The organism is Bacillus sp. FSL R5-0286 (genome assembly GCF_038593245.1).
Taxonomy (GTDB): Bacteria; Bacillota; Bacilli; order Bacillales; family Bacillaceae; genus Bacillus; species Bacillus altitudinis.
Genome location: NZ_CP151977.1, coordinates 783,608 through 807,294 on the forward strand (window position 1 = coordinate 783,608; position 23,687 = coordinate 807,294).

At 41.6% G+C, this 23,687-nt stretch carries 20 protein-coding genes; 14 read left to right on the top strand and 6 right to left on the bottom strand.

Going from position 1 to position 23,687, the window contains the following annotated elements; genetic code table 11:
- Positions 1–85 precede the first annotated feature (85 nt).
- Positions 86–1,450, top strand: a complete 1,365-nt coding sequence (gene nagE / locus NST24_RS03875) for an N-acetylglucosamine-specific PTS transporter subunit IIBC (protein WP_065459989.1) — start codon at positions 86–88, stop codon at positions 1,448–1,450.
- 18 nt (positions 1,451–1,468) lie between these two features.
- On the opposite strand, the gene NST24_RS03880 is transcribed toward nagE, so the two are convergent.
- Positions 1,469–2,227, bottom strand: a complete 759-nt coding sequence (locus tag NST24_RS03880; RefSeq protein ID WP_342462354.1) for a DUF817 domain-containing protein — start codon at positions 2,225–2,227, stop codon at positions 1,469–1,471.
- Positions 2,228–2,422: 195 nt separating this feature from the next.
- Here NST24_RS03880 and NST24_RS03885 point away from each other — a divergent pair, with 195 nt between their 5' ends.
- Complete coding sequence (locus tag NST24_RS03885) at positions 2,423–2,926, top strand: DoxX family protein (protein ID WP_017366814.1); 504 nt, start codon at positions 2,423–2,425, stop codon at positions 2,924–2,926.
- 42 nt (positions 2,927–2,968) lie between these two features.
- Here NST24_RS03885 and NST24_RS03890 read toward each other — a convergent pair whose 3' ends face one another.
- Complete coding sequence (locus NST24_RS03890) at positions 2,969–3,556, bottom strand: YjgB family protein (protein ID WP_342462355.1); 588 nt, start codon at positions 3,554–3,556, stop codon at positions 2,969–2,971.
- 102 nt (positions 3,557–3,658) lie between these two features.
- Positions 3,659–5,641 (bottom strand): LTA synthase family protein, encoded by a 1,983-nt coding sequence (locus tag NST24_RS03895; RefSeq protein WP_017358781.1) that lies wholly within the window; start codon positions 5,639–5,641, stop codon positions 3,659–3,661.
- 578 nt (positions 5,642–6,219) lie between these two features.
- On the opposite strand from NST24_RS03895, the gene NST24_RS03900 reads away from it, so the two are divergent.
- The 7 genes from NST24_RS03900 (at position 6,220) to NST24_RS03930 (ending at position 14,650) form a co-directional block, all read left to right on the top strand.
- The gene (locus tag NST24_RS03900; RefSeq protein ID WP_342462356.1) at positions 6,220–7,878 is read left to right on the top strand and encodes a pyridoxal-dependent decarboxylase; all 1,659 of its coding nucleotides are present in this window, start codon (positions 6,220–6,222) and stop codon (positions 7,876–7,878) included.
- Positions 7,879–7,909: 31 nt separating this feature from the next.
- Positions 7,910–9,634: a methyl-accepting chemotaxis protein gene (locus tag NST24_RS03905; protein WP_342462357.1), complete on the top strand. Its 1,725-nt coding sequence runs from the start codon at positions 7,910–7,912 to the stop codon at positions 9,632–9,634.
- Positions 9,635–9,716: 82 nt separating this feature from the next.
- Positions 9,717–10,103: a DUF1992 domain-containing protein gene (locus tag NST24_RS03910; protein ID WP_008341761.1), complete on the top strand. Its 387-nt coding sequence runs from the start codon at positions 9,717–9,719 to the stop codon at positions 10,101–10,103.
- 162 nt (positions 10,104–10,265) lie between these two features.
- A complete protein-coding gene (gene treP, locus NST24_RS03915) occupies positions 10,266–11,699 on the top strand; it encodes a PTS system trehalose-specific EIIBC component (RefSeq protein ID WP_017358785.1) in 1,434 nt (477 codons plus the stop codon).
- A 15-nt stretch (positions 11,700–11,714) separates the two neighbouring features.
- A complete protein-coding gene (gene treC / locus NST24_RS03920) occupies positions 11,715–13,415 on the top strand; it encodes an alpha,alpha-phosphotrehalase (protein ID WP_342462358.1) in 1,701 nt (566 codons plus the stop codon).
- Between the two features lie 19 nt (positions 13,416–13,434).
- Positions 13,435–14,151, top strand: a complete 717-nt coding sequence (gene treR / locus NST24_RS03925) for a trehalose operon repressor (protein WP_007496585.1) — start codon at positions 13,435–13,437, stop codon at positions 14,149–14,151.
- Between the two features lie 64 nt (positions 14,152–14,215).
- Complete coding sequence (locus NST24_RS03930) at positions 14,216–14,650, top strand: terpene synthase (RefSeq protein WP_268431497.1); 435 nt, start codon at positions 14,216–14,218, stop codon at positions 14,648–14,650.
- Between the two features lie 213 nt (positions 14,651–14,863).
- On the opposite strand, the gene NST24_RS03935 is transcribed toward NST24_RS03930, so the two are convergent.
- On the bottom strand, positions 14,864–19,144 hold the full coding sequence (locus tag NST24_RS03935) for a multifunctional 2',3'-cyclic-nucleotide 2'-phosphodiesterase/3'-nucleotidase/5'-nucleotidase (RefSeq protein WP_342462359.1): 4,281 nt from the start codon (positions 19,142–19,144) through the stop codon (positions 14,864–14,866).
- A 254-nt stretch (positions 19,145–19,398) separates the two neighbouring features.
- On the opposite strand from NST24_RS03935, the gene NST24_RS03940 reads away from it, so the two are divergent.
- Entirely contained in the window at positions 19,399–19,917 is a 519-nt protein-coding gene (locus NST24_RS03940; RefSeq protein WP_007496591.1) for a type 1 glutamine amidotransferase domain-containing protein, read from the top strand.
- A gap of 107 nt (positions 19,918–20,024) precedes the next feature.
- Here the strand turns inward: NST24_RS03940 and NST24_RS03945 are convergent, their stop codons facing one another.
- Positions 20,025–20,240: a DUF1128 domain-containing protein gene (locus NST24_RS03945; protein WP_008341757.1), complete on the bottom strand. Its 216-nt coding sequence runs from the start codon at positions 20,238–20,240 to the stop codon at positions 20,025–20,027.
- Positions 20,241–20,315: 75 nt separating this feature from the next.
- A complete protein-coding gene (locus tag NST24_RS03950; RefSeq protein WP_203144183.1) occupies positions 20,316–21,671 on the bottom strand; it encodes a sodium:alanine symporter family protein in 1,356 nt (451 codons plus the stop codon).
- A 174-nt stretch (positions 21,672–21,845) separates the two neighbouring features.
- Here NST24_RS03950 and NST24_RS03955 point away from each other — a divergent pair, with 174 nt between their 5' ends.
- From NST24_RS03955 to NST24_RS03970, 4 genes are read left to right on the top strand one after another with little or no spacing between them, the layout of a single operon-like run.
- Positions 21,846–22,316, top strand: a complete 471-nt coding sequence (locus NST24_RS03955) for a low molecular weight protein-tyrosine-phosphatase (protein ID WP_008341755.1) — start codon at positions 21,846–21,848, stop codon at positions 22,314–22,316.
- A 20-nt stretch (positions 22,317–22,336) separates the two neighbouring features.
- Complete coding sequence (locus tag NST24_RS03960; protein ID WP_342462360.1) at positions 22,337–22,669, top strand: hypothetical protein; 333 nt, start codon at positions 22,337–22,339, stop codon at positions 22,667–22,669.
- Positions 22,670–22,687: 18 nt separating this feature from the next.
- On the top strand, positions 22,688–23,506 hold the full coding sequence (locus tag NST24_RS03965) for a YhjD/YihY/BrkB family envelope integrity protein (RefSeq protein ID WP_060832167.1): 819 nt from the start codon (positions 22,688–22,690) through the stop codon (positions 23,504–23,506).
- A 31-nt stretch (positions 23,507–23,537) separates the two neighbouring features.
- The gene (locus NST24_RS03970; RefSeq protein WP_162484020.1) at positions 23,538–23,681 is read left to right on the top strand and encodes a hypothetical protein; all 144 of its coding nucleotides are present in this window, start codon (positions 23,538–23,540) and stop codon (positions 23,679–23,681) included.
- The last annotated feature ends 6 nt before the right edge of the window (positions 23,682–23,687 follow it).

Genomic DNA, 23,687 nt, shown 5'->3' on the forward strand with positions numbered 1-23,687 from the left:
AGATAACTAGATGTGCATATGATATATTTTTTATGAACATCATGAGAGATTTGTTCATGATGATGACGAAGGGGGGAGAAATAAGATGGTGTTTCAGTTTTTTCAAAAGTTAGGAAAATCATTTATGCTTCCAATCGCTGTGCTTCCTGCAGCGGGTATCATTTTGGCTATTGGGCGAGAAGATGTATTCAACATCCCGTTTATTCATGCAGCAGGAAATGCAATTTTTGCGAATTTGGCTTTAATTTTTGCTATGGGTGTAGCGATTGGTATTTCAAAGGACGGTAACGGGGCAGCGGCGTTATCTGGAGCGATCTCTTATTTTATTTTGTCAGCTGGTACCACGTCGATCAATTCGACCAACAATATGGGGGTATTGGGTGGTATTTTGTGCGGACTTTTGGCAGGTTACGTTTACAATAAATTTAAGGACACGAAACTGCCGGAATACTTAGGTTTCTTTAGTGGAAGACGGCTTGTGCCAATTATGACAGCACTTTTTACCATTCTATTAGCAGCCGTTTTTGGATATGTATGGCCTCCAATTCAAAGTGTGATCAATGATTTGGGAGAGTGGATTTTAAGTCTTGGAGCAACGGGTGCCGGGCTGTTTGGCTTCTTTAACCGCTTGCTCATTCCATTAGGACTTCACCATGTGCTGAATAATCTATTTTGGTTTCAATTCGGTGAATTCAGCGGAGCGACAGGTGATTTAGCACGGTTCTTCAAAGGCGATCCAAGTGCAGGTGTCTTTATGACTGGTTTCTTCCCAGTGATGATGTTCGGGCTGCCGGCGGCATGTCTCGCGATGGTTGTGACCGCAAAGCCTGAAAAACGAAAAGCAACAGCCGGTCTTATGATTGGAATGGCACTGACGTCATTTATTACAGGAATCACAGAACCAATTGAATTCTCATTTATGTTTTTATCTCCACTTTTATATGGTGTTCATGCGATATTAACTGGTCTTTCGCTCTTTATTGTCAACACCTTAGGCATTCATAGCGGTTTCGCTTTTTCAGCCGGTGCGATTGATTACGTTTTAAGTTTTGGAATTGCGCAAAAGCCCATTCTGTTACTTGTGGTTGGGGTCATCTATGGCGTGATTTACTTTGTTGTTTTCTATTTCCTGATTAAATTGTTAAAGCTAAAAACACCGGGCAGGGAAGATGATGACATCGAAGATATTCCAGGTGATGATACACATACTGCCGGAGCAAGTATGCTCGTAGAGGGACTAGGCGGCAAAGACAATATCACCACAATTGACCATTGTGCGACCCGTCTTCGTTTAACAGTAGAAGATACCAATTTATTAAATGAAGGTACATTGAAAAAAGCAGGTGCCAAAGGGGTACTGACGTCAGGAAAAACTTCCGTACAAATCATCATTGGAACAAATGTCGAATTTGTAGCCGATGATCTTCGCAAGGAAGTCGCTCGGGACTAAAAAAAGCGTTCAGCCAGATCAAATGGGCTGAACGTTTTTTTGTTTTCGCTGTTCGATCACCAGTACAATGCTGATGACAACAAGTAAAAACCATGAACTGATTTTACCAAGATGGACGAGAGACCAAGCATGCTGCTGATTTGGATATTGCCATGCTCCTAAAAAGGTCGTGACATTTTCGGCCACCCAAATAAAAAAGCCAATCAGCAAAAACGAGATAACAAGCGGCATACGAAAGGTCGATGAACCGACCTGAAAGGACACGGTTGTTTTTCGAAACACAACCACTAGGAGTAATGTCAGCCACCAGCGTAAATCATAGATCCAGTGATGAGTAAAGAAATTGAGGTAAATACATAAACTGATCCCAATCGAAAGATACGGCTGAGGCCATGCTTTCACCTTCACGTGAAGCCGAGTCAGTGCCTGATAAATATAGCTTGCCACGCTCGCATACATAAAACCGCTATAGAGCGGAACCCCAAATATTTTCGTATAAGCTTCTTCAGGATAGGACCATGAACCCATATGTACTTTGTAGATTTCTAAGCCTATTCCAATCACATGGAAGAGACAAATAACCTTCAACTCTGTCAGCGTCTCAAGCCGTAGCATCAGCATTAGAAGCTGTGCCATAAGGCAAAGCAGAAGAATAAAATCATATCGATGAAGAAAAGGAATAGACACGACCTTTGATAGGGCAAGCACCGTAAAGATCATGACAGGAAATAGACAAGAGATGGCCTGTAAATAAGCAAAATGAAATAATGTTTTCATACAAAATGTAACCCCTTTTCACTGTCTGAAATAACTTAGACGGTGATAACAAGGGAAAAGTTTACCTCAACTAGATATTCGTGAACAATTTGTGAATATATATGTGAAAAGGATCACAAATGATATTTCACATAGTATAATAAGATCATAAAGAAAATGTGAAATATTTCACATAATTTAAAAGGAGGCATCATCATGTTTACAAAATTCTTACAAACGAATGTATGGGCAGCGGTTATCCTTTTGGCAGCAAGACTTTATATCGGATGGACTTGGCTGACATCTGGTATTGGAAAACTAACAGGCGGATTCGATGCATCAGGATATTTGCAATTTGCCATAGCTGAACCTGTTGTGAAAGATGGACATCTTGTTTATCCGTTCTATGTCTGGTTTTTAGAAAATGTCGCGTTGCCAAATGCCGGACTCTTCAGTGTCATGGTCATGTGGGGAGAAATCTTAGTTGGTCTAGGACTAATTGTTGGATTGTTCACAACAACAGCAGCCTTTTTTGGAAGCGTGATGAATGTCTCTTTCTTACTAGCTGGAACCGTCTCTGTTAACCCGCTTCTTCTTCTGATCGCCGTCTTTATCATAGCAGCGAAAGGAAATGCCGGAAAATTTGGTCTTGATTATGTAGCAGGTCCAGTCCTTAAGCGAAAACTGAAAAGAAAGCCGCATTTAGAAGTGGCATCATAATAAAGAAAAGCATCCTGAGCAAAAATTCAGGATGCTTTTTATTTAGGAACCGGCTTTGATGAGGTTAATATGCACCACAGTCAGCTCGTGCTGACTGATATCTGGATCATGTCCGACGATAAATTCGAGCTCATAATCACCGGTCTGATAAACGTATTTCTTCTCTTTTGTTTGCGGGATGGTGCTGACTGAATCTGCTGATCTAAGCTGTTTCTTTAATAGGGAAGGAGTCATTCCTCCGATATTCGTTTCTTTTTCTACATTTGTTCCAAAATAACGGATTTCGTTAATCTTGCCTTTTTTGTCATAGTGAAAAGCAAATCCAGGGTTGCCCATCTCAGCATGATACAAATCAAAGCCGCTTTGACCCGTTTCTGGATAAGGCTGTCCTAGTTTATGCCGAACGTCTTTTTTTGTTTGAACCCCTATTTTGAGTCCTTCTGCATAGTATGGCATTTGTCCTTGATGTGCTAGCTGATAAATGCTGTTTAGCGCTGCTTTCGGCCCTTGAGGAATGGACTGTTCTGTCTGCGTTTGGGTCATGGTGTGCGCTGAAATCGCCGGGCTAAAACCGAATAAGGTGGAAGAAGCGAGTGAAGCGGTCACGACAAAAGCTGCTGTTTTTTTCATGATTAATCAATCCCTCCTTCTTCAACTATACCCGGTGCCATGTGGATCAAACGTAAAAAGCCCCAGCTGATCTTGGATCGGCTGGGGCCTTAAATGAGAAAGTTATTTGGAAGACGAGCTGGATTCATCTTTGGCGGAAGAGGAATCTTTTTCATCCTGTACTTTCTTTGTGTAGTCATAATCATTGCGCTCAATTGGTGTAAAGCCTTTAGGTTTGTAGAAACGGAGTAAATCTTCCGTGACAATCTTATCAGATGTCTCTAACATCTTTTTCACCGTTTCGTTTTCTTGTGATGCCTTTTCAGTCGGCTCGATTTTTTCACCTGTTTTGTTGCTGTAATAGTTGTTGCCTACTTTCGTGTAGTCCTTCGACACGAAGTCTCCATTTCTAAATGGCACAAGCTCTTTAAAGTTCTTCGATAAGATATCAGAACCAGACATTAAATAGTTCTTCGTATCATCTCCGAGCAGGTGGAGAAGGGTAGGCGCAACATCGACTTCACCAGAGTATTTATGAATCTGTCCGCCTTTTACGCCTGGCACATGGATAAAGAGCGGCACACGCATAAGCTGGGCATTTTCATAGTCTCCAATTTTTTCGCCAGTCACTTTTTCCATCGCTTCATTATGGTTTTCTGAAATGCCGTAGTGGTCACCGTACATAATGACGACGGTATTGTCATAGAGACCAGATTTCTTCAAGTCATTAAAGAACTGTTCAATGGCTTCATCTAAATAATGAGCAGATTGGAAGTAGTTATCAACGACGGAGTCTCCGAAGTCGCCAGGTTCAAAATCAGTATCACCTTCATCCATACCAAATGGGAAGTGGTTTGACAGCGTAATGAATTTTGAATAAAACGGCTGTTTCAGATTTTCAAGCATTGGCATGGATTCTTTGAAGAACGGTTTGTCTTTCAATCCATAGTTCTTCGTATCTTGTTCATTCATATCGTAGTACTCAGAATCGTAAAATCTGTCATATCCAAAGGACTTAAACATTTCATTTCGGTTCCAGAACGTTTTCGTATTCCCGTGGAATTCAGCGGACGTGTATTGGTCCTTTTTCAAAATGCCAGGAAGCGCCTGATATGTGTTTTGAGCTTTGTTAATAAACACAGAGCCTTGTGATAATGGGAAAAGCCCCGTATCCATCATAAATTCCGCATCAGATGTCTTTCCTTGTCCTGTTTGATGGAAGAAGTTATCAAAATAAAACGTTTTGTTGTCATGGGCTAATGAATTTAGGAAAGGAGTGACCTCTTTTCCATTCACCTTGTAATCAATGACAAAGTTTTGCAGTGATTCAAGAGAAATCGTAATAACGTTCATGCCTTTCGCTTTCCCGTAATAAGCCGGGTTAGGATCAGCGCTGTTCGCCTTTAGATAATTCTCTACATCTGTTACGTCACTTGAATTTGCCAGGGCACGCTGGCTGTTTGATTTCACATTTTGAATGGCATCAAACACCGTAAAATTATAAGCACCCAAGTATTTGACTAAATAATTGCGGTCGAACGATCTTGATAAAAGCTCTGGGCGATCAATTTCTGCTGCGATTAAGTTGACAACAAAAATCAGAACAGAGGACACAAGAACGAGTCTAAACGATTTTGTTTTTTGAACAGGTACAGTCGCTGTACTTGTTTGCTGCTGTCTTTTCATGCGGACTGCGAGTACGATCAAGATGATAGTATCGAGAAAGTAAAACATATCAGTCCAACGCATGAGTGAAAATGCACTATCACCTAATTGTCCGCCATTCGTTCCTGCCTGCATCACTGTAGGCAGCGTGATAAAGTCATTGAAGAATCGATAGTACACGATGTTTGCGTAAAGTAAAAAAGACATGAAAAAGTGAATCACAATGATAGCGGCAGGCTGCCATTTTTTCTTGAACAATAAAGCAAAGCCAAGAAAGAACAAGCTGGAGCTAATAGGATTCACAAAAAGCAAAATATGCTGAAGCACATTTGATATACCAAGTTTAAATTCGATTAAATAAGCTGTATACGTCTTGAGCCATAACAAGATGGCTGCAATTACAAAGAAGCCGAGGCCCCTTTTTTGAATAAATGTTTTCATTTAAACACTCCTTTTCTCCGTTAAACGGAAGAGGCGGAACGAAAGAAAACGAACCATTAGAATATACCATGAAATGCACAAATAGAAAAGTCATAACTGGTGAGCCGGTAAAGCAGCCTGTCCGCGCTAAAAATGGGAAGACATCGGAAATGTTCGATCTTCGAAAAACTTTTTATGAAATTCATCCTATTATTTACAGAAAATTCTGGTATTTTCCTGTTGCTATATCAATAAAACAGGTAAAAAGACACAAGTCTAAAGAATTAATTTGATTTCTACAATGGTGCTTTTAGGTGAATTTCCAGTGTTTATTAATGTTTATGCAGGTTAAGTAAAAAAAATGAGGGAATGAATGGATGAAATCACTGGATAATAATTCCTTCATAAAAATATATTGATATATTTTATTGCTTCATAAACATAAAGGTTTTGATGTGTAGTGTAAGGGTTTTATTCGTTTTGACGAGCGAACAAATTATCTAAATATACTTAAGCGAACAGTTCGACACTATAAACTTTTGAAACGGGGTCGATATAGACAGTGACAGGAAATCTTCCATTGAAAGGATTGATAGTATATGACTGTACGAGCACAGAACCTCGTTCAGAACTGGTTTCCGAGTGAGGACGGAAATGCAGAAGAGCGGAAAGAACTCATTAAATTAATGGAACAGATCATTTCAGGGGTCGATGACCTGAAGGATCCGAACCGTGCTCACCTAAAAGGTGAAAAGAATCGCGAGGAGGACTTTTACAAAAAGCTCACTGAAACAAGTCAAATTCCGATGAACGGACAACAAGCGGAACTTGTGAATGAAGAATTACTGAAGCTTTTACATAATCATCCATACCACACGAAGTATTTCTTCACGAACATTTTGCCAATGGCAAGTACACCAGGAATTCTAGGCATGCTGACAGCTATGCTGGTTAACGGAAACAACCTATGGGATGTGTATGGACCAGCAGGCGCAGAAGCTGAGGTCAGAGTGGTCTCAATGATGTCTAAGCTCATCGGATATGATCCAAATGTGAGCGGGGGCTACACAACATGGGGAGGTCAAGGGGCTATTTTCTCGGGGCTTCGTTTAGCAATTGCGAAAGTTGCACCGGAGTCATTACGAAAAGGTGTCCCGCAAAATCTTTATGCGTTTTGTTCTGATGCAGCACATTACAGCTTATTTAAGTCAATGGAAGCAACAGGGCTTGGCACAGACAACTTAATCAGAATTAAGACGAATAAAGATCATTCGATGGATATGGAAGATTTGCGTTGTCAAATGGAACGTGTTGCCCAAAATGGCGGAATTCCCGTTTATATTGTGGCAACAACCGGAACAACAGATGCCATTGCAATTGATGATGTAAAAGGGGTACGTGAAACGGCAGAAGCCATTGCTGAGGAGTATGGTCTCAAGGTGCCGCATATTCATGCGGATTCGGCGCTTGGTGGATTCTTTGCTTTCTTTAATGAGTATGATGTATCTGAAAACCCGCTGCAATTCTCAGACGGTGTTCTTCGTATGCTAAAAGAAATCAAAGCGAAATTCCAGCATCTTTCTCTTGCTGACACGATGTGCTTTGACTTTCAAAAGCTCGGCCAAACGCCTTACACATCTAGTTTATTCTTAGTGAAAAACGCAGCAGACCTAAAGCGTTTAGATCTGGAAGAACAAGAGACACCATACGTTGGTCATAGAGGCTACGGCGAATACCATACGGGTTATACACTGGAATGCTCAAGAATGGGAAGCTCCATCAGCATGCTAAGTGTGCTGCTAACGTTTGGAATTGAAGGATACCAGCGCTTGCTCGGTCAATTTTTAGAGGTGAACCTTGCATTTAGAGAAGCACTTCGTCAGGAAATTCCACAAGCAGAAGTCGTCAATGATGACAATGTCGGAATGGCTACATTGTTTAGAATTTACCTAGACGGCTCTCCTCGTTTTAAGGAAGAAGTGTCTGGAGAAGCAACTGCTATGGAAATTGAGCGCAACAATGATTTGAACAAAATCCTCTTTGAAAAGCTTGGAGAGAAAAGAGACGAAATGTTCTTTGGCGATACAACGAAGTTTTTACAAGTCAATGCCAAAGAAGGTCAAGAATTCTATCTAAGTGTGAGTAAATTTTTTGTGATTTCACCTTATACGTTACCGGAGCATATCCCTCATATCGTATCTTATTTAAAAGATGTGATTGCATCTGTTTGTGGACAACTTGAAAGTGTAGAGGCTTAAATTAAAATTGAGAGTGGAGATGTAGAAAAAAATGGCGAAACAAAGGAAGTTTGGGGGACTTACGATTTCCTCCAAAATCATGTCAGTCGTTGTCGTAACATTACTCGCAACCGTTGCATTATTCGTTCTAACATTTTATTTAGTTAGCCAGGATTTATCTTCCCAATTATTAAAGCAATTTGATTATCGATTAACAACAGATATTGATACAGCGAAAAAAGAAATCGATAATATGGATGGAAATGTCCTTAGCATTAGCGGGAAGGATGATCCTATTTATGTGGAGAGCAAAAAGAAATTCACAGAACTACAAAAAGATCATACGCTTGAGAACTTATACGTGTTATCAAATAAGGGCGGCAAAGAAAGAATCATCGTACTAACAGGGGAAGACAATGATTTTGATCAAGATTATGTCTTTTCAGATGAAATGAAACAAGCTCTTTCTGAAGATAAAATGGTCAAAAGTGACATTTACGTTGATTCGTATGGGACTCATAAATCCGTCTTTTTACCAATTAAAGATTCAGGCGGTGAACTCACGGGGATTTTAGGAATTGACTTAGATGCGTCTGTTGTTCCAGCAACAACGAAAAAGCTGACAATTTATATTACAGTAGCATCTGCGATTGTGCTCATCGGTGGATTACTCTTCTCATTCTTCATGGGAAGAAGAATTGCAAAACCAGCACGTTCATTAATGGAATCAGCGGATCGAATTGCAGATGGTGATTTAACTGGCATGGTAGAAGTTCAAAGTAAAGATGAGATCGGTCAATTAGCGGCTTCCTTCCAGAAAATGCAGGGACGGATCAAAGAGCTTATTGGAAAGATCTCAAACTCATCAAGTGAAGTATCGAAAATGTCTTCACAGCTTCGCACAGTGACAACAGAATCTAGTCAAAGTGCACAACAAGTGTCAGAAGCGATGACGAATATGAGTGAAGGAATCAATGATTCAGTCGCAAACATTACAGACTGCACAACATCTGTTGCGGAAATCGATACTCAAATCGAAGGCGTGACAAAAGAAGTGGATGAAATGAAATCTGTTTCATCAGAAGTACAAGAGCAGTCAGAATCTGGTCAAAAATTGGTGCAGCATGTGCTTGAACATCTCAACATGTTACACGACATGATGACAAGCTCAAAGCAGGCGGCAGAAGAATTGCAATCACATTCAACAGAAATTGAAAGTGTCATCTCCATTATTACGGACATTTCAGCGCAAACGAATCTGCTTGCACTGAATGCTTCTATTGAAGCCGCACGTGTAGGAGAAGAAGGAAAAGGATTTGCTGTTGTGGCTGATGAAGTCCGTAAGTTAGCTGAACAGTCAGCTGATGCAGCTAAAACGGTCTCAGACTTAGTCATTGGCACACAGGAAAATAGTCAGCGTGTCCTTGAAAGCGTGGAGGAAAGCAGTAAAGCAGTGGAAGAAGGCCGTGAGCAAATGAAAGGCACCTCGCAGAACTTCGCTGGTATTTATGATGGAGTGTCTCAATTTGCAAGCAGAACGAACAATTTGCTTCAATCTATTAAGCAGGTAGAACGCGCTTATCAAACAATTTCTACATCGATTGAACAAATTTCGGTCGTGTCAGAAGAACATGCGGCAAGCTCTCAAGAAGTAGCGGCAGCAACAGAACAACAAAGTGCTGGCATGCAGCAAATTTCAAGTGCGATTGAACAGCTCTCTGACATGTCAGAGGACTTGGCACAAATGGTATCTACTTTTAAAATCGACAAAAAATAACGAGAAAGCTGGCTCTTGTGAGAGAGTCAGCTTTTTTGCTATGCTTAACCAAAATATCAGACGATCTGAAAGGAGACGTGTCATGGATTTTGCGCAGAGATTGTCAGAAGAACGGATCAAAAAGGCGATGGACCATGGAGCTTTTGAAGGACTAGCAGGCTTTGGGAAACCTCTGCCAAAGGATGATGCTGCTCATGTACCTGAAGAACTGAGGATGGGCTATCGAATCATGAAAAATGCTGGCTTTGCCGGGGAAGAAACAGCTTTGAAAAAAGAACTAATGACGGTTAAAGAGTTACTGAAAACGAGTATAGATGGAGAAGAAAGAAAAAAACTCTCTCTCGTATGTGAGGAAAAACAAAAACGCCTTGATGAACTCACATCCAAGCGCCAAACGTTTGCTCGACCAGCCTCCTCCTTTTATAAGAATAGGGTCTACGAAAAACTAACGGAGCATAAAAAAAGATGATGACACGCTGCCTCTTTGAGCACATTGAGGGAGCTTTTTTTATGAAAGCGCTACATTTTCTTATTGACTACATGTATATACAAATATAAAATATGAAGTGAACATGTATATACAAGTTTTGATTCTTTTTTCTTATAAAAAAACGATCTCGGAGGGGATAGCATGGCTGATTATCAGGCAGCGGCAGATCAGATTGTGAAAGCCATTGGCGGCAAAGAAAACATTGATCAAGCCACACATTGTGTGACAAGACTTCGTTTTGTGCTAAAAGATGAAGGTAAGGTGGATGAGAAAGCACTAGAACAAATTGATGAAGTGAAGGGATCTTTCTCAGCGAATGGCCAATACCAAGTGGTCATTGGTCAAGGAGTGGTGAATCGGGTTTATGCCGAAATGGTCAAACAGACGGGAATCGGCGAAGCGACAAAAGAGGACGTCAAGCGTGCCTCTGATCAGAAATTAAACCCACTTCAGCGCGCGGTGAAAACGCTTGCAGATATCTTCATTCCAATCCTTCCAGCTATCGTGACAGCCGGTTTATTGATGGGGATTAATAATATTTTAACAGCTCCTGATATTTTCTTTGATCAAAAATCCATTGTGGATGTGTATCCGGCATGGGCGGATTTAGCGAATATGATCAACTTGATTGCAGGTACTGCCTTTACCTTTTTGCCAGCATTAATCGGCTGGTCGGCTGTCAAGCGGTTTGGAGGTAATCCACTTTTAGGGATGGTCCTTGGACTGATGCTTGTACATCCAGATCTGTTGAATGCGTGGGGATATGGAGCGGCGGAAAAGACAGGTGACATTCCTGTCTGGAATTTGTTTGGACTTGAAGTACAAAAGGTAGGTTACCAAGGGCAGGTTCTTCCGATACTTGTCGCTTCCTATTTACTCGCAAAGCTCGAATTATTTATTACAAAGCGGACACCTGAAAGTATTCAGTTGTTAGTTGTTGCACCAATTACATTACTACTCATTGGATTTTTATCATTTATCGTCATTGGTCCCGTTACATTTGCGATCGGAAACGTATTAACATCTGGACTCGTCACTGTATTCCAGCAATTCGCAGCACTTGGCGGCCTTTTATATGGCGGATTATATGCAGCGTTAGTCATTACAGGCATGCACCATACCTTCCTAGCGGTCGATATTCAGCTGATTAACTCAAAACTGCACGGCACGTTCCTATGGCCAATGCTCGCACTATCTAATATTGCTCAAGGATCAGCGGCACTTGCGATGATGTTTGTCTTAAAAGATGAAAAGCAAAAAGGGCTCTCGCTGACATCAAGTATTTCTGCTTACTTGGGGATTACTGAACCGGCGATGTTTGGGGTGAACTTGCGCTATAGATTCCCGTTTATTTTTGCCCTGATCAGTTCAGGGATAGCTGGTATGTTTATTGCCTCACAAGGGGTACTGGCAAGTTCAGTCGGCGTTGGAGGCATTCCAGGAATCTTCTCGATCATTCCGAAATATTGGGGGGCATTTGCCATCGGAATGGTGATTGTGCTGATCGTCCCATTCATTGGTACCCTTTTATATGCAAAACTTAAGAAGAAGGATGTATCACAAGAACTTAACTAGTGGTGGTGAAGGAAATTGAATCAACAAACAAACGAACCGTGGTGGAAAAAAGCCGTGATCTATCAAATCTATCCGAAGAGCTTTTTAGACACAACAGGCTCTGGTACAGGTGATATCAATGGTGTGACGAAAAAGCTCGACTATATTAAAGAGCTAGGGGCGGATTGTATTTGGCTGACTCCTATGTATGAGTCACCACAGCATGACAACGGTTATGATATTAGTGATTATACAAAAATCCATGACATGTACGGCACAATGGCCGATTTTGAGCACATGCTGAAAGAAGCACATGAACGAGGGATTCGTGTCATCATGGATCTAGCTGTGAACCATACATCTATCTTCCATGAGTGGTTTCAAGCCTCCCGAGAGTCGAAGGAGAACCCGTATCGAGACTATTATATTTGGAAGGAGCCGAAAGCGGACGGCTCTCCTCCGAATGACTGGCAGTCAAAGTTTGGCGGGCCAGCGTGGGAATTAGATGAAGCGACAGGTGACTATTATCTTCATTTATATGATGTTACCCAGGCAGACCTCAATTGGGAACATGATGAAGTGCGCAGGAAAGTATATGACATCATGCACTTTTGGTTTGAAAAAGGGATCGATGGATTCAGACTGGATGTCATCAATAACATTTCAAAGGATCAACGCTTTTTAGATGATGCCGGGCAATCAGTGCAAGGTGACGGGCGTATGTACTATACAGATGGGCCGAGAATTCATGAATTCTTGCATGAAATGAACCAGGAAGTGTTTTCGAAATACGATAGCATGACCGTGGGGGAAATGTCTTCAACGAATATTGCAGACTGCATTCGGTATACAAGACCTGATCGGCAGGAGCTGGATATGACGTTTAATTTTCATCATTTAAAAGTTGACTATCCTAACGGTGAAAAGTGGGCCATTGCGCCATTTGATTTTCTAGAGTTGAAATCAATTCTGTCAGAATGGCAGACGAAAATGCATGAGGGCGGCGGCTGGAACGCACTCTTTTGGTGCAACCATGATCAGCCACGCATCGTGTCTAGATACGGTGATGATGGCACGTACCATCAGCAATCAGCGAAGATGCTGGCGACCACCATTCATTTGATGCAAGGCACTCCTTATATTTATCAAGGTGAAGAAATTGGGATGAAGAATCCTCGCTTTGAGGACATTTCGTCATACCGCGATATCGAATCACTCAATATGTACGAAGTCATGCTTGAAAAAGGGAAAACAAAGGAAGAAGCTTTGGCGATTTTACAGGTTAAATCAAGAGATAACGCAAGGACACCTATGCAATGGACGTCGGGAAAAAATGTGGGGTTCTCAAAAGGTACGCCTTGGATTGAACCAGCTCAAAACGGCATTTCAGTAGAAGCTGCCTTAAAAGATGAGACGTCGATTTTTTATCATTATCAAGCCCTTTGCAGGCTTCGTAAGGAACTTGATGTAATCACCTATGGGAGCTTTACTTTACTGCTTTCAGATGATCCAAAGGTGTTTGCATATGTCCGAGAAGGCAAAGATGAGAAGATTCTCGTGATCAACCATTTTTATGCAGGCGAGACGGACTTTACACTTCCAGATGAGCTTGCAAAGGATGTCAATGAAATGGAAGGGCAAGTCTTGCTGTCCAATTATGAGGATGTGCCGGCAGATATCAAGGGATTTACGTTGCGTCCATATGAGTCAATCGTTTATCATTTAACCAAACGCTAGTAAATGGGGCGGAAGGAAAATGAAAGAGAATAAGTTTCGAGTGATTTATGATCAGCTCGCAAGACGAATTGAACAAGGTGAATGGCAGGATAAAGGCATCCTCCCATCAGAACATGAGCTGTCTGTCATGTATGACACATCCCGTGAGACGGTGAGAAAGGCATTAAACATCCTTGTGCAAAATGGCTATATCCAAAAAATTCGTGGGAAAGGCTCAGTATTGCTGAATCGAGAGAAAATGCAGTTCCCAGTTTCGGGTCTTGTCAGCTTTAAAGAGCTTTCCCAAACGCTTGGACGCAAGACGGTAACAACGGTTCATGAGTTCGGTTTAATCAAACCAGATCAGTATATTCAGTCTCAGCTGAAAATCAGTGGGCAGGAGGACGTTTGGGAAGTCATTCGCTCTCGTAATATTAGCGGAGAAGAAGTCATTTTAGACAAAGATTACTTCTTGCAAAAACATGTGCAGGTCTTGTCTAAGGACATTTGTGAAGGATCGATCTACGAGTATATTGAAGGAGAACTTGGGGTCTCGATTAGTTATGCTCAAAAGGAATTTGTGGTCGAGCCATGTACTGAAGAAGATGAGAGGTATCTCGATTTGAACGGGTTTGATCATGTGGTGGTGGTGAAGAATTATGTGTTCTTGGAGGATACGAGTCTATTCCAATACACCGAAAGCCGCCACCGGCTAGATCGTTTCAGATTCGTGGATTTTGCTAGAAGAGAGAAGTAGACAGGGCTGAGGCTCTGTCTATTTCAGGTTTGAGGGAAACAAGAGCAACATTCTAGGAGGACAAATGATCAGACTGAATAGACCATTAAAATTACGAGATTTAGAAATTTTTAGCGTGATGAAAGATCACAGGATTTTATGTTATGTCATCATTGAAGACACGCGAAAACCGTTTACGGAAGAAGATAGAAAATTAGAGCCATTATGTTATATGGATGAAGAAGACATTCAAGCGATTTTGAATGTATTTCATATTTCAATTATCAGTGATGAAACATTAAATGAAGAAGATTTAACCCTTGTGAAATCGTACTTTGCTGAATTTGTGAATAACACGAACTTAACGAATTTCATTACGAGAGAATATGTTCAAAAGGATTTATATGCCGTTGATGATGAAGATGATATCACGTTCTTTAATAGAATGCTGCGTCATATAGGGTCAGATGAAGTGAAAGAATTTGATGACCGTAATTGGATGTATTTATCCCAAGATTGATAGTGAGATGGAAAAAGGACAGAGCCGAAGCTCTGTCCCCAGCGTGTAGACAAACCCTCGCATTCGTTGTCAAATCTGTGCTCCGGTGCTCGACTTTCCTAGACTGCAAAGGTTTTCTATCACGCTGAAAAAAGACAAAGGGCTAAAATCAAGTACATTTTAGCCCTTTGTCCTCAATCTGAAAGGACAGAGCCAATGCTCTGTCCTTTTCTATTAAGATGATACTTTGTTTCTTGTACGCTTGCGCTGGTAGTAATAAAGGATACCGCCTGAGGCGAGCATGAGCAAGCCAATTAATACCGCTGTATACATCATCGTTGCAGTATTCGGCAGTGTGCCGCCTGGCATGCCGCTTCCATCCTGACTTGGATCCGAACCGCCTGGAGCAGAAGTTCCACCGTCTCCGCCATTTTGGTCTGGAGCTGTTCCAGCAGCTTCACTTTGATTGAGTACGGTGTATTCACTAAAGTGCTCCGTTTTACCTGAGACAATCCCGTTTTCGAATGAACCGTTACTTGTTTTGGCATAGCGGTTTTTCTCACGATCGACATAATAGACACCTGGTTTTTTCGCTTTTTCAGGCGCATCTAATGTAAAGAACAGTGTGACGGGATCTTTAAAGGTAGACACATTTTTCTGATCTTGTTTGATTTGGAAATCGTATGTGTCGGTTAATGCGTTTTTCACTTTATTTGTTTTTGCCATTGATATATCTGCTTGTTGCTCTGACAAATTGGAGAGCGGTAATGCTAGACCGACTTTGTCATGATAGATGGTGACGTTTGGATCTTGCTCTCGTTTCTTCAATTCAGCTACTTGCCCTTTTGATAGAGACAATCGAACCTTTTTCGCTTCGGTTGCTTTGTCTAAATAGAGCAATGCTTTGTTCGTATGCTGCACATACGTTTGGAATTTCTCATCATCTTGAATGTCATAGACGCCTTTTCCTTTCAAGCGAGGAAGGAATACTTCTTTCACTCGATGGTCGATGACTGGAGAAATATGACCGTCTGCCTGTTCAATTTGCTCTTTGAAAATTTCATAGTCAACATAGCCTAAGTCTTCACCATGAGACGCTTCTGTAAAGACGCTGTAGCCATCACCGCCTGTGCCGACAAATGCGTTAGTCGCCACGCGGTATGTTTTCTGATCATCAATGTCAGTCAGATTACCCTTTTGATCTTTCAATTTGACATCAATCAGTCTGCTGCCAGCTGGTTTACTCAGTGTAAACGTATATTCAATACCGGCTACATGAGGGAATGCGCCTCCGCCTTCTTCAATGCCTGAAAGACCTTGTTCAAGCGCTTTTTTAATTTGACTGCCTTTTAAATCTGCGACATATAGTGTGTTTCCAAAAGGCATCACCGTTAAAATATCCCCTAATGTGATATCTCCTTTTTCAATGCTGCCTCGAATACCGCCGCCGTTTGTAATGGCAAGGTCAGCCCCAGCAGATTCTTGTGCTTTCTTTAACATGCCATCTGCAATAAAGTTTCCTAGGTTCGTTTCCTTTGCACGGACGTGTTCACGCTGTCCATCTAAGAAGACATCTGACGTCCCGACTTTTTCGGTTTTTAAATCTTGGATATCTGCCTTGTACTGATCAAGAATCGCTTTTGCGTCCGCATCTTCTTTCACAGAGTCGTCGATCGTGATGAGGTCAAAAGTAGATTCTTTTGGCTGTACGACGCCTTTTTTGTCAAAGGCCACGTCTACTTTTCCTAAAAATTGTCCGTAGTCTTTTACTTGTGCAACAATCGTTGGTTCTTTTTTATTGATGACCTTTAATTTTTCAACAAGGGTGTGGGTATGACCACCAATGATGAGATCAATGCCATCTACTTTTTGAGCCAGTTCTAGATCACGGTTATAGCCAATATGTGTGAGCGCAATAATTTTATTGATTTTTTCTTCAGTTTGAATGGTTTTGACTGTTTCTTTTGCTTTTTTGTATGCATCTTGAAATTGAATGTTGGGACCACTGCTGGATGTAATCGCTGTGTCTTCAGTGGTTAGACCGAATACAGCGACCTTTTCACCATTTACATCAAGTAGAATGTAAGGGTAAATGCCAGCTTCTTTTTTCTCACCAGCTTTAAATGTTGCTGGTTTTTTCACTAAGTCGCTTAACTGTTTTTCCTTAGAGACATTCACGTTTGATGACACGATCGGGAAGTTCGGTTTTTCAAATTGATGACGGTTTTTAGCATCTACGCTGGATGCGTCACCTGTCAGGAATTGACGAAGGACAGATGGACCTTTGTCAAATTCATGATTCCCAAACGTCATGACATCGTATTTCATTAAGTTCATCAGTTTCAGATCGGCAAGTCCTTGCCATTTTGTGAAATAGAGATCACCAGAGAAGACATCTCCAGCGTCTAATAGAATATTGTTTTCGCTTTGGTTGCGAACTTCTTTGATCTTGGTTGCGCGTCTTGCTGCATCATCCAGATGGGCATGTGTATCGTTTGTATGCATCACCGTTAAATGCCAATTGTCTGTTGCAGGTGGTTCTGTTGTACCATCATCTTTAAACGCTAGCTTGTACACGCCAAGTCCGTCTGTGCTGGCATTCCGAATAAAGTCGACGCTGCTTGATTTCTCTGCGAACGGTTTGGCTAAAAGAGAAGATTCAAAAGTGACGGTTGCGCCTTTGATCGGTGCAATGGACCAGTTTTGATCTGCGCTTGGGTTAATGGTTTTTTGTTCAATAATATAATCCATCAGCACTTGGCGGTTCTCATCTGCTGAGGCGAGCACGACTTTATCTTGTGTGAGGTGCGGGAAGCCTCCGCCGCCAGATGCACGGTAGTTGTTTGTCACGACTAAAAATTCTTGATTGTCAGAAACGGGTTTTCCGTTGTAAGACAAGTTTTTGATGCGGTTCGCACTAGCGTTAACAAGTGTGCCTGTTGTGCTGTATTTAGCAGGCTGTGTGACATCTACTTGGTACGTCACACCATCAATCACATCAAAATTATATGAGCGGTATTCTTCGTTTAAAATAGGCTGTTCATTTGAAGTATTTGGTTTAATTTGGTTAAACTGACCTGCAGACATTTCAAGCCAGTCTTTTACTTCACTGCCTTTTAGTTTTACAATCTGTACGGTGTTATCGTAAAGATAGAGATCGCCGATGTTTTTAATCGCTAAATCACCTTTTGCGATATTTGTATAATAGTTCACACCATTGCGTCCGCCGGCTTTAAATGGCGCACCCGCAGAGAGTATCGGCAAGTTTTTGTACGAAGTATCTTTCATTTTTTCTTGTGCATACCATTTCTGGGCATCTGTCACGATTTGAATAGAAGGGTCATCCATCACTTGAGCGAAAAAGCTGTTAATGTCTGCTTCTGTTTTTCCAACTGGCTTTCTGACGTAATCTAGGGTGTTTTGGTGAGTTGTTTGAATGGCATCTTTCACTGTACTGTTTTGAGATGTCACCCCGGCAACGGATTCGATTTTGCCTGTTCCATCTGTGACTTTCCAGTTGCTTCCGTCTGGTTCTAGCGTTAAATCAATGACCCCGAGGTAGCTTCCCCAGTTTTTTGACATGACGACAGGAATGCCATTAATGGTTCCCTTTGCGACATCAAATTTGTCAACGCCGCTATATTCAGCGCTTGGGAATGTGCCATGCTGGTGGCCAGACACAATCGCATCAATGCCTTTTGTTTTCGTGGCAAGGTCAAAGATCATATTTTCTGATCCTTTAGGTGAAGCTGTTTTTTCAATTCCTGTATGAGCAAGAGCGACGATGACATCTGCGCCTTTTGCTTTCATTTCTGGAATGGTTTCATTGGCAGACTCCACAATATCTTGCACTTGAACTTGTCCATCTAAATGTTTCTTATCCCACGTCATAATTTGTGGTGGTACGAATCCTATGTAACCGACTTTCACAGTTTGGGAGGCTCCGTTTGCATCTTTAAAGGTTTTATCCTGAATGACATAAGGAGTAAATCGGTGTTCTCCGTTTAACTTTTTGACGTTCGCATTGACAATCGGGAAGTTGGCGCCCGCAATGGTACCGTCAAGAAAAGATAAACCGTAGTTAAATTCATGATTGCCGAGTGTACCTGCATCATATTTTAATTTGTTGAGTGTATGAATAATGGGGTGAACCTTTGTTTGATTGATGATGCTGTCTTTTTCATTTTTATAAACGTATTCTCCAAGAGGGGTTCCTTGAATCAGGTCTCCGTTATCAACAAGGAGTGTATTGGGATTTTGTGAACGGTGCTTGTCAATCAGCTCGGCTGTTTTTGCCAAACCGAATTCATTTGTTTCTTTGTCACTGTAGTAATCATAATTCATCATGTTCGCATGAACATCCGTTGTGGCTAAGATACTGACCTTTACGGCGCTGCCGCTTTCTGTTTCTGCATGAGTAGGTACTGCTGGGAGAATGAGACTAATCAACATAATGGAAGTGAGCAGAATAGACAGGTTTTTCCTTCGTTTAGACCTATGTGCTTGCTTCTTCACCTGATCTCCGCCTTTCTAATTTTTTTGACCACAATACCTATTGTAGAAATGTTTCGTTAACTTTTGTAGTTATTTTTTGCAGATTATTGTAAAGATAACATAAATCATACGAATTACCTTGTTAAGGGAATGTGAATGAGTCTAAATGCTTATTTTTCTGAAAGGGGGCTTTCTCATAGGGATAGGATGTTTGATTTCAATTGGCGGGGGTATAGTGTGTAGTGTAAACGATAATCAAGCAGGAGGGTTTCTACATGGGTAAGAAAATTGCAGTTGTCTTAACAGATTACTTTGAGGATGTTGAATTCACCGAGCCTGCAAAAGCCTTTAAAGACGCAGGCCATGAGATCACAGTGATTGAAAACGAAAAAGGAAAAACAGTGAAAGGAAAGCAAGGAGAGGCAGAAGTAAGAGTCGATGCGTCTATCGATAACGTGAAACCAGAAGACTTCGATGCACTTCTGATTCCTGGCGGCTTCTCACCAGACATTCTGCGTGCGGATGATCGCTACGTGCAATTCACAAAAGCCTTTATGGACGAGAAAAAACCAGTATTTGCGATCTGTCATGGACCGCAATTGCTTATTACAGCGAAGACGCTGGAAGGAAGAGGCGCGACCGGCTATACATCCATTCAAGTAGATATGGAAAACGCAGGCGCCAAATTCAAAGATGAAGAAGTCGTCGTTTGTCAGGATCAGCTTGTCACAAGCCGTACACCTGATGACATTCCAGCATTTAACCGTGAATCATTAAAACTGCTCGCCAAATAAGTAGTTTTGACAGGATAAACAAAGCCAGCACCTTGCGAGGTGCTGGCTTTTTCTGTGCATGGATGTAAGAAAGCGGCGTCAACCGCAATTCAGTATCAGGTGCACGATTATTTTCTTAAGCTTTTCAGCTCGCTTGCAATGGCTTGCATTTCACTTGGGCTGAATGAAGATTTTTTCATCACCATTTGGTGAAGAAATTCAATATCTTCATACTTATCTGGACTGAAGTCTTCGGCTTTGATGACTCCAATATTCAGCATATTGAGCTTTTGCGAAATGTCTTCAATCAGCTGATTGACTTCAGCCGCTTTTTGCTGTGACAAGGGCGGCACGTCCTTTCCTGCATGTGTCGAATAATATGTCTATTTTAACAGAAAAGCAAAAGAATAAAAGGGCTATTATGACGACACTGAAATGTTTTTTTCCTTTTTCTCCTCTTTGATCTTATCAATGATTCGTTTGGATTCAAACACCACAACACCTGATAAACCGATGAGGCCAATTAAGTTTGGAATGGCCATCAGTCCATTGAGCATGTCTGCTACGCCCCAAACGAAGTCATTCTTAAACACGGCACCGAAAAAGACAGCTATCACAAACACGATACGGTAATACATGACGTACGAATCCTTCGCCAAATATGTAAAGCATTTCTCTCCATAATAGGACCAGCCAATGATGGTTGAATAGGCAAACAGGAGCAGCCCGATTGCCACGATGGTTGAGCCAGCTGGACCGAGGAAGTGAGCAAAGGATAACGAAGTCAGCGCATCACTTTTTTCTGTTAAATACATATCTGCCATGACAATCGTAATGCCAGTGATAGAACAAACAATGATGGTGTCAATAAACACTTGCGTCATAGAGACGAGAGCTTGACGGGCAGGCATATCCGTTTTCGCAGCTGCAGCAGCAATTGGTGCTGATCCAAGACCAGCTTCATTGGAAAAGACTCCTCGTGCGACACCCCAGCGAATGACAGTTCCAATTGCACCACCTGCTACGGCTTGACCTGTAAAGGCATCTGAGAAAATAAGACTGACTGCACCAGGAACAAGATCAGCATTCATGACAAGAATGATGAGCCCGCAAATGACGTAAAATAAAGCCATGACTGGTACAAAAATAGATGTCACTCGGCCGATACTTTTAATTCCGCCTAAAATCACGAGTGCCGTAAAGGCAGTAATGATGATACCTGTTACCCATGTTGGAATTTGAAAAGTAGAATTCATGACGCCTGAGATGGAATTAGACTGTACCAGGTTGCCGATCCCAAAGGCAGCACTGGCACCGAAAACAGCAAATAGCACCCCTAGCCATCTCTGTTTTAAGCCATGCTCTAAATAATACATAGGTCCGCCAGACATTTCGCCTTTTTCGTTTTTGACCCTGTATTTTACAGCCAGAACAGCTTCTGCAAACTTGGTGGCCATCCCGAAAAATGCAGCAAACCACATCCAAAATACTGCACCAGGACCACCTGCAATGACAGCTGAGGCAACACCGACGATATTCCCAGTACCGACAGTTGCAGCAAGAGCCGTCATTAATGCTTGGAAATGGGAGATATCTCCCTCTGATGTTTTGTCTTGTTTTGAAAAAGCGAGCTTTAAAGAATAAGGAAGTAATCTAATTTGAATGAAGAGGATCCGAAAGGTGAGGTAGATTCCAGTACCAACAATTAAAATTAATAGGGGAGGCCCCCACAAAAAATTGTTCATCGTCGTGACAAACTGCTCAATGATTCCCATCTAATGTCCCCCTTTGTTTGTGTAATTCTCCTAAAGTTTCTCCTTTTTTTGTGTATTTTGTCAATGCCGATGGGAGTTTTTCTTGCAAAGTTTCCAAAAGAAAAAGGGCTTGATATGATAGAGAAAAGGTTTTCCAAAGGGACTCTTAGGGAAAAGATAGGAGGAGAATGAAGGATGATTCATGTATTATTTGTGTGCCTCGGCAATATTTGCAGGTCACCGATGGCAGAGGCGATGTTTAGAAAACGTGTCGAAGACGAAGGGCTGAGTGAACACTTTGTGATTGATTCAGCAGGCATTGGCGGCTGGCATCAAGGCAGTCCTCCGCATGAAGGAACACGTAAGCTGCTTGATGAAAAGGGCATCAGCTATGAAGGAATGACGGCAAGACAAATCATGGATAAGGATATCACCACATACGACTATATCATTGCGATGGATGCTGAAAATGTAGGCGCCCTCCGCAGTTTAGCCGGCTATGGAAAACATCACTTTATTGGCCGTCTTCTTGACTTTGTAGAAGACGACGATCGAGACGATGTGCCAGATCCTTATTACACTGGGAACTTTGAGGAAGTACATGATTTAATTGAAACAGGAATTGATCGTTTTTTGACGTATGTAAAAAAAGAGAAACACCTTTAACGGAAAGGAGATCAGATGAGATGAAAGAGAACAAACAAATCATGCTTCGGGGAGCTGTTATAGGCGCAGCCTGCGGCATATTGCTGACATTATTTCATCGTCCAACAAGAACTGTACTGAAAGAAAAATGGAATGACTGCCAGCAAAAGCTGGATGAATACCGCCTGGAGCCTGGCAAGATGTCTGCTTGCGTAAAGGAAAAAATGGAAGAAACGAAGCAATTGATGAGAACAGTCTCAGATGATTTGTCTTTTCTGAATGAACAGGTGAATCAGTTAAAGGAAACAACACCAAAGGTATTAGAGATTATTGAAGAAACAAAGGATCACTTTCAAAAGAAACAGAAAGATTGATCATTGGAGATGAGACGTATGGGTTTTGTTAAAGCGTTAATTGGACGCTTTTTGCTGCATGAAGGACCGGCAAAATCAGCTGAGCTTGCGTATTTCTTTTTGCTTTCATTATTTCCGTTTCTCATCTTCGTGCTGACGCTTGTTGGTTATTTGCCGCTGACATCAAAGGATGTTCTAAGCGTCATTTCTGGTTATGCGCCAGAGGGAGCGCTTTCGATGATTGAATCCATTGCCGAAGAGACGCTGAATAACCGTAACGGCGGATTGTTGTCATTCGGGATTATTGCGGCACTCTGGTCTGCATCCAACGGTATTAATGCGGTGGTCAGAGCATTTAACCATGCTTACGAAGTTGAGGAAAATCGTTCCTTCATTCTCGTACGTTTAACATCGATCATCTTAACCATTGCGATGGTGCTTACGATTATTTTTGCCTTGATGCTGCCTGTCTTTGGAAAAGAGCTTGGCTTATTCGTTGCCAAATTAGTAGGGCAGTCAGATGCCTTTCTCACCATTTGGACCGCCATGAGATGGATTATTAGTCCACTGATTTTACTGATTGTTTTTACATCCCTATATTATTTTGCCCCTAATATCAGGCTGAAATTGAAATTTGTGCTACCGGGTGCCATATTCGCTTCTGTTGGCTGGATTCTCGTCAGCATGCTGTTCTCATTTTATGTAGGCGAATTTGCCAACTATAGTGCGATGTACGGAAGCATTGGGGGAATCATTATATTAATGATCTGGTTTTATTTAACCGGCATTATGATCATCCTCGGCGGCGAGCTCAATGCGCTTTTACATAAGCGTAAAATCGTACCAGGCAAGCTGTAAAGAAAACCGGGCATCCTAAAGGAGAACGAACATGTTCAATCTTGACGGATGGGGGAATAACGAATGTCTAAACAATCGAAAAAAGGCGGAAGCAACACAAAACAAAACAAAGGCCATCAGCCAAAGCACAAAACAAGTGGAAGTGCGAATGGGCAAAATGGGTATCACTAGATGAAAAAAC

What these genes read in the sequence shown, in the direction of transcription:
- nagE (WP_065459989.1), top strand. Translation starts at nt 86, where the DNA reads ATGGTGTTTCAGTTTTTTCAAAAGTTAGGAAAATCATTTATGCTTCCA.
- treR (WP_007496585.1), top strand. Translation starts at nt 13,435, where the DNA reads ATGAAAGAGAATAAGTTTCGAGTGATTTATGATCAGCTCGCAAGACGA.
- NST24_RS03950 (WP_203144183.1), bottom strand. Translation starts at nt 21,671, where the DNA reads ATGGGAATCATTGAGCAGTTTGTCACGACGATGAACAATTTTTTGTGG.
- NST24_RS03895 (WP_017358781.1), bottom strand. Translation starts at nt 5,641, where the DNA reads ATGAAAACATTTATTCAAAAAAGGGGCCTCGGCTTCTTTGTAATTGCA.
- NST24_RS03940 (WP_007496591.1), top strand. Translation starts at nt 19,399, where the DNA reads ATGGGTAAGAAAATTGCAGTTGTCTTAACAGATTACTTTGAGGATGTT.
- NST24_RS03880 (WP_342462354.1), bottom strand. Translation starts at nt 2,227, where the DNA reads ATGAAAACATTATTTCATTTTGCTTATTTACAGGCCATCTCTTGTCTA.
- NST24_RS03890 (WP_342462355.1), bottom strand. Translation starts at nt 3,556, where the DNA reads ATGAAAAAAACAGCAGCTTTTGTCGTGACCGCTTCACTCGCTTCTTCC.
- NST24_RS03885 (WP_017366814.1), top strand. Translation starts at nt 2,423, where the DNA reads ATGTTTACAAAATTCTTACAAACGAATGTATGGGCAGCGGTTATCCTT.
- NST24_RS03965 (WP_060832167.1), top strand. Translation starts at nt 22,688, where the DNA reads ATGGGTTTTGTTAAAGCGTTAATTGGACGCTTTTTGCTGCATGAAGGA.
- NST24_RS03930 (WP_268431497.1), top strand. Translation starts at nt 14,216, where the DNA reads ATGATCAGACTGAATAGACCATTAAAATTACGAGATTTAGAAATTTTT.
- treP (WP_017358785.1), top strand. Translation starts at nt 10,266, where the DNA reads ATGGCTGATTATCAGGCAGCGGCAGATCAGATTGTGAAAGCCATTGGC.
- NST24_RS03905 (WP_342462357.1), top strand. Translation starts at nt 7,910, where the DNA reads ATGGCGAAACAAAGGAAGTTTGGGGGACTTACGATTTCCTCCAAAATC.
- NST24_RS03900 (WP_342462356.1), top strand. Translation starts at nt 6,220, where the DNA reads ATGACTGTACGAGCACAGAACCTCGTTCAGAACTGGTTTCCGAGTGAG.
- NST24_RS03970 (WP_162484020.1), top strand. Translation starts at nt 23,538, where the DNA reads ATGTTCAATCTTGACGGATGGGGGAATAACGAATGTCTAAACAATCGA.
- NST24_RS03960 (WP_342462360.1), top strand. Translation starts at nt 22,337, where the DNA reads ATGAAAGAGAACAAACAAATCATGCTTCGGGGAGCTGTTATAGGCGCA.
- NST24_RS03910 (WP_008341761.1), top strand. Translation starts at nt 9,717, where the DNA reads ATGGATTTTGCGCAGAGATTGTCAGAAGAACGGATCAAAAAGGCGATG.
- NST24_RS03955 (WP_008341755.1), top strand. Translation starts at nt 21,846, where the DNA reads ATGATTCATGTATTATTTGTGTGCCTCGGCAATATTTGCAGGTCACCG.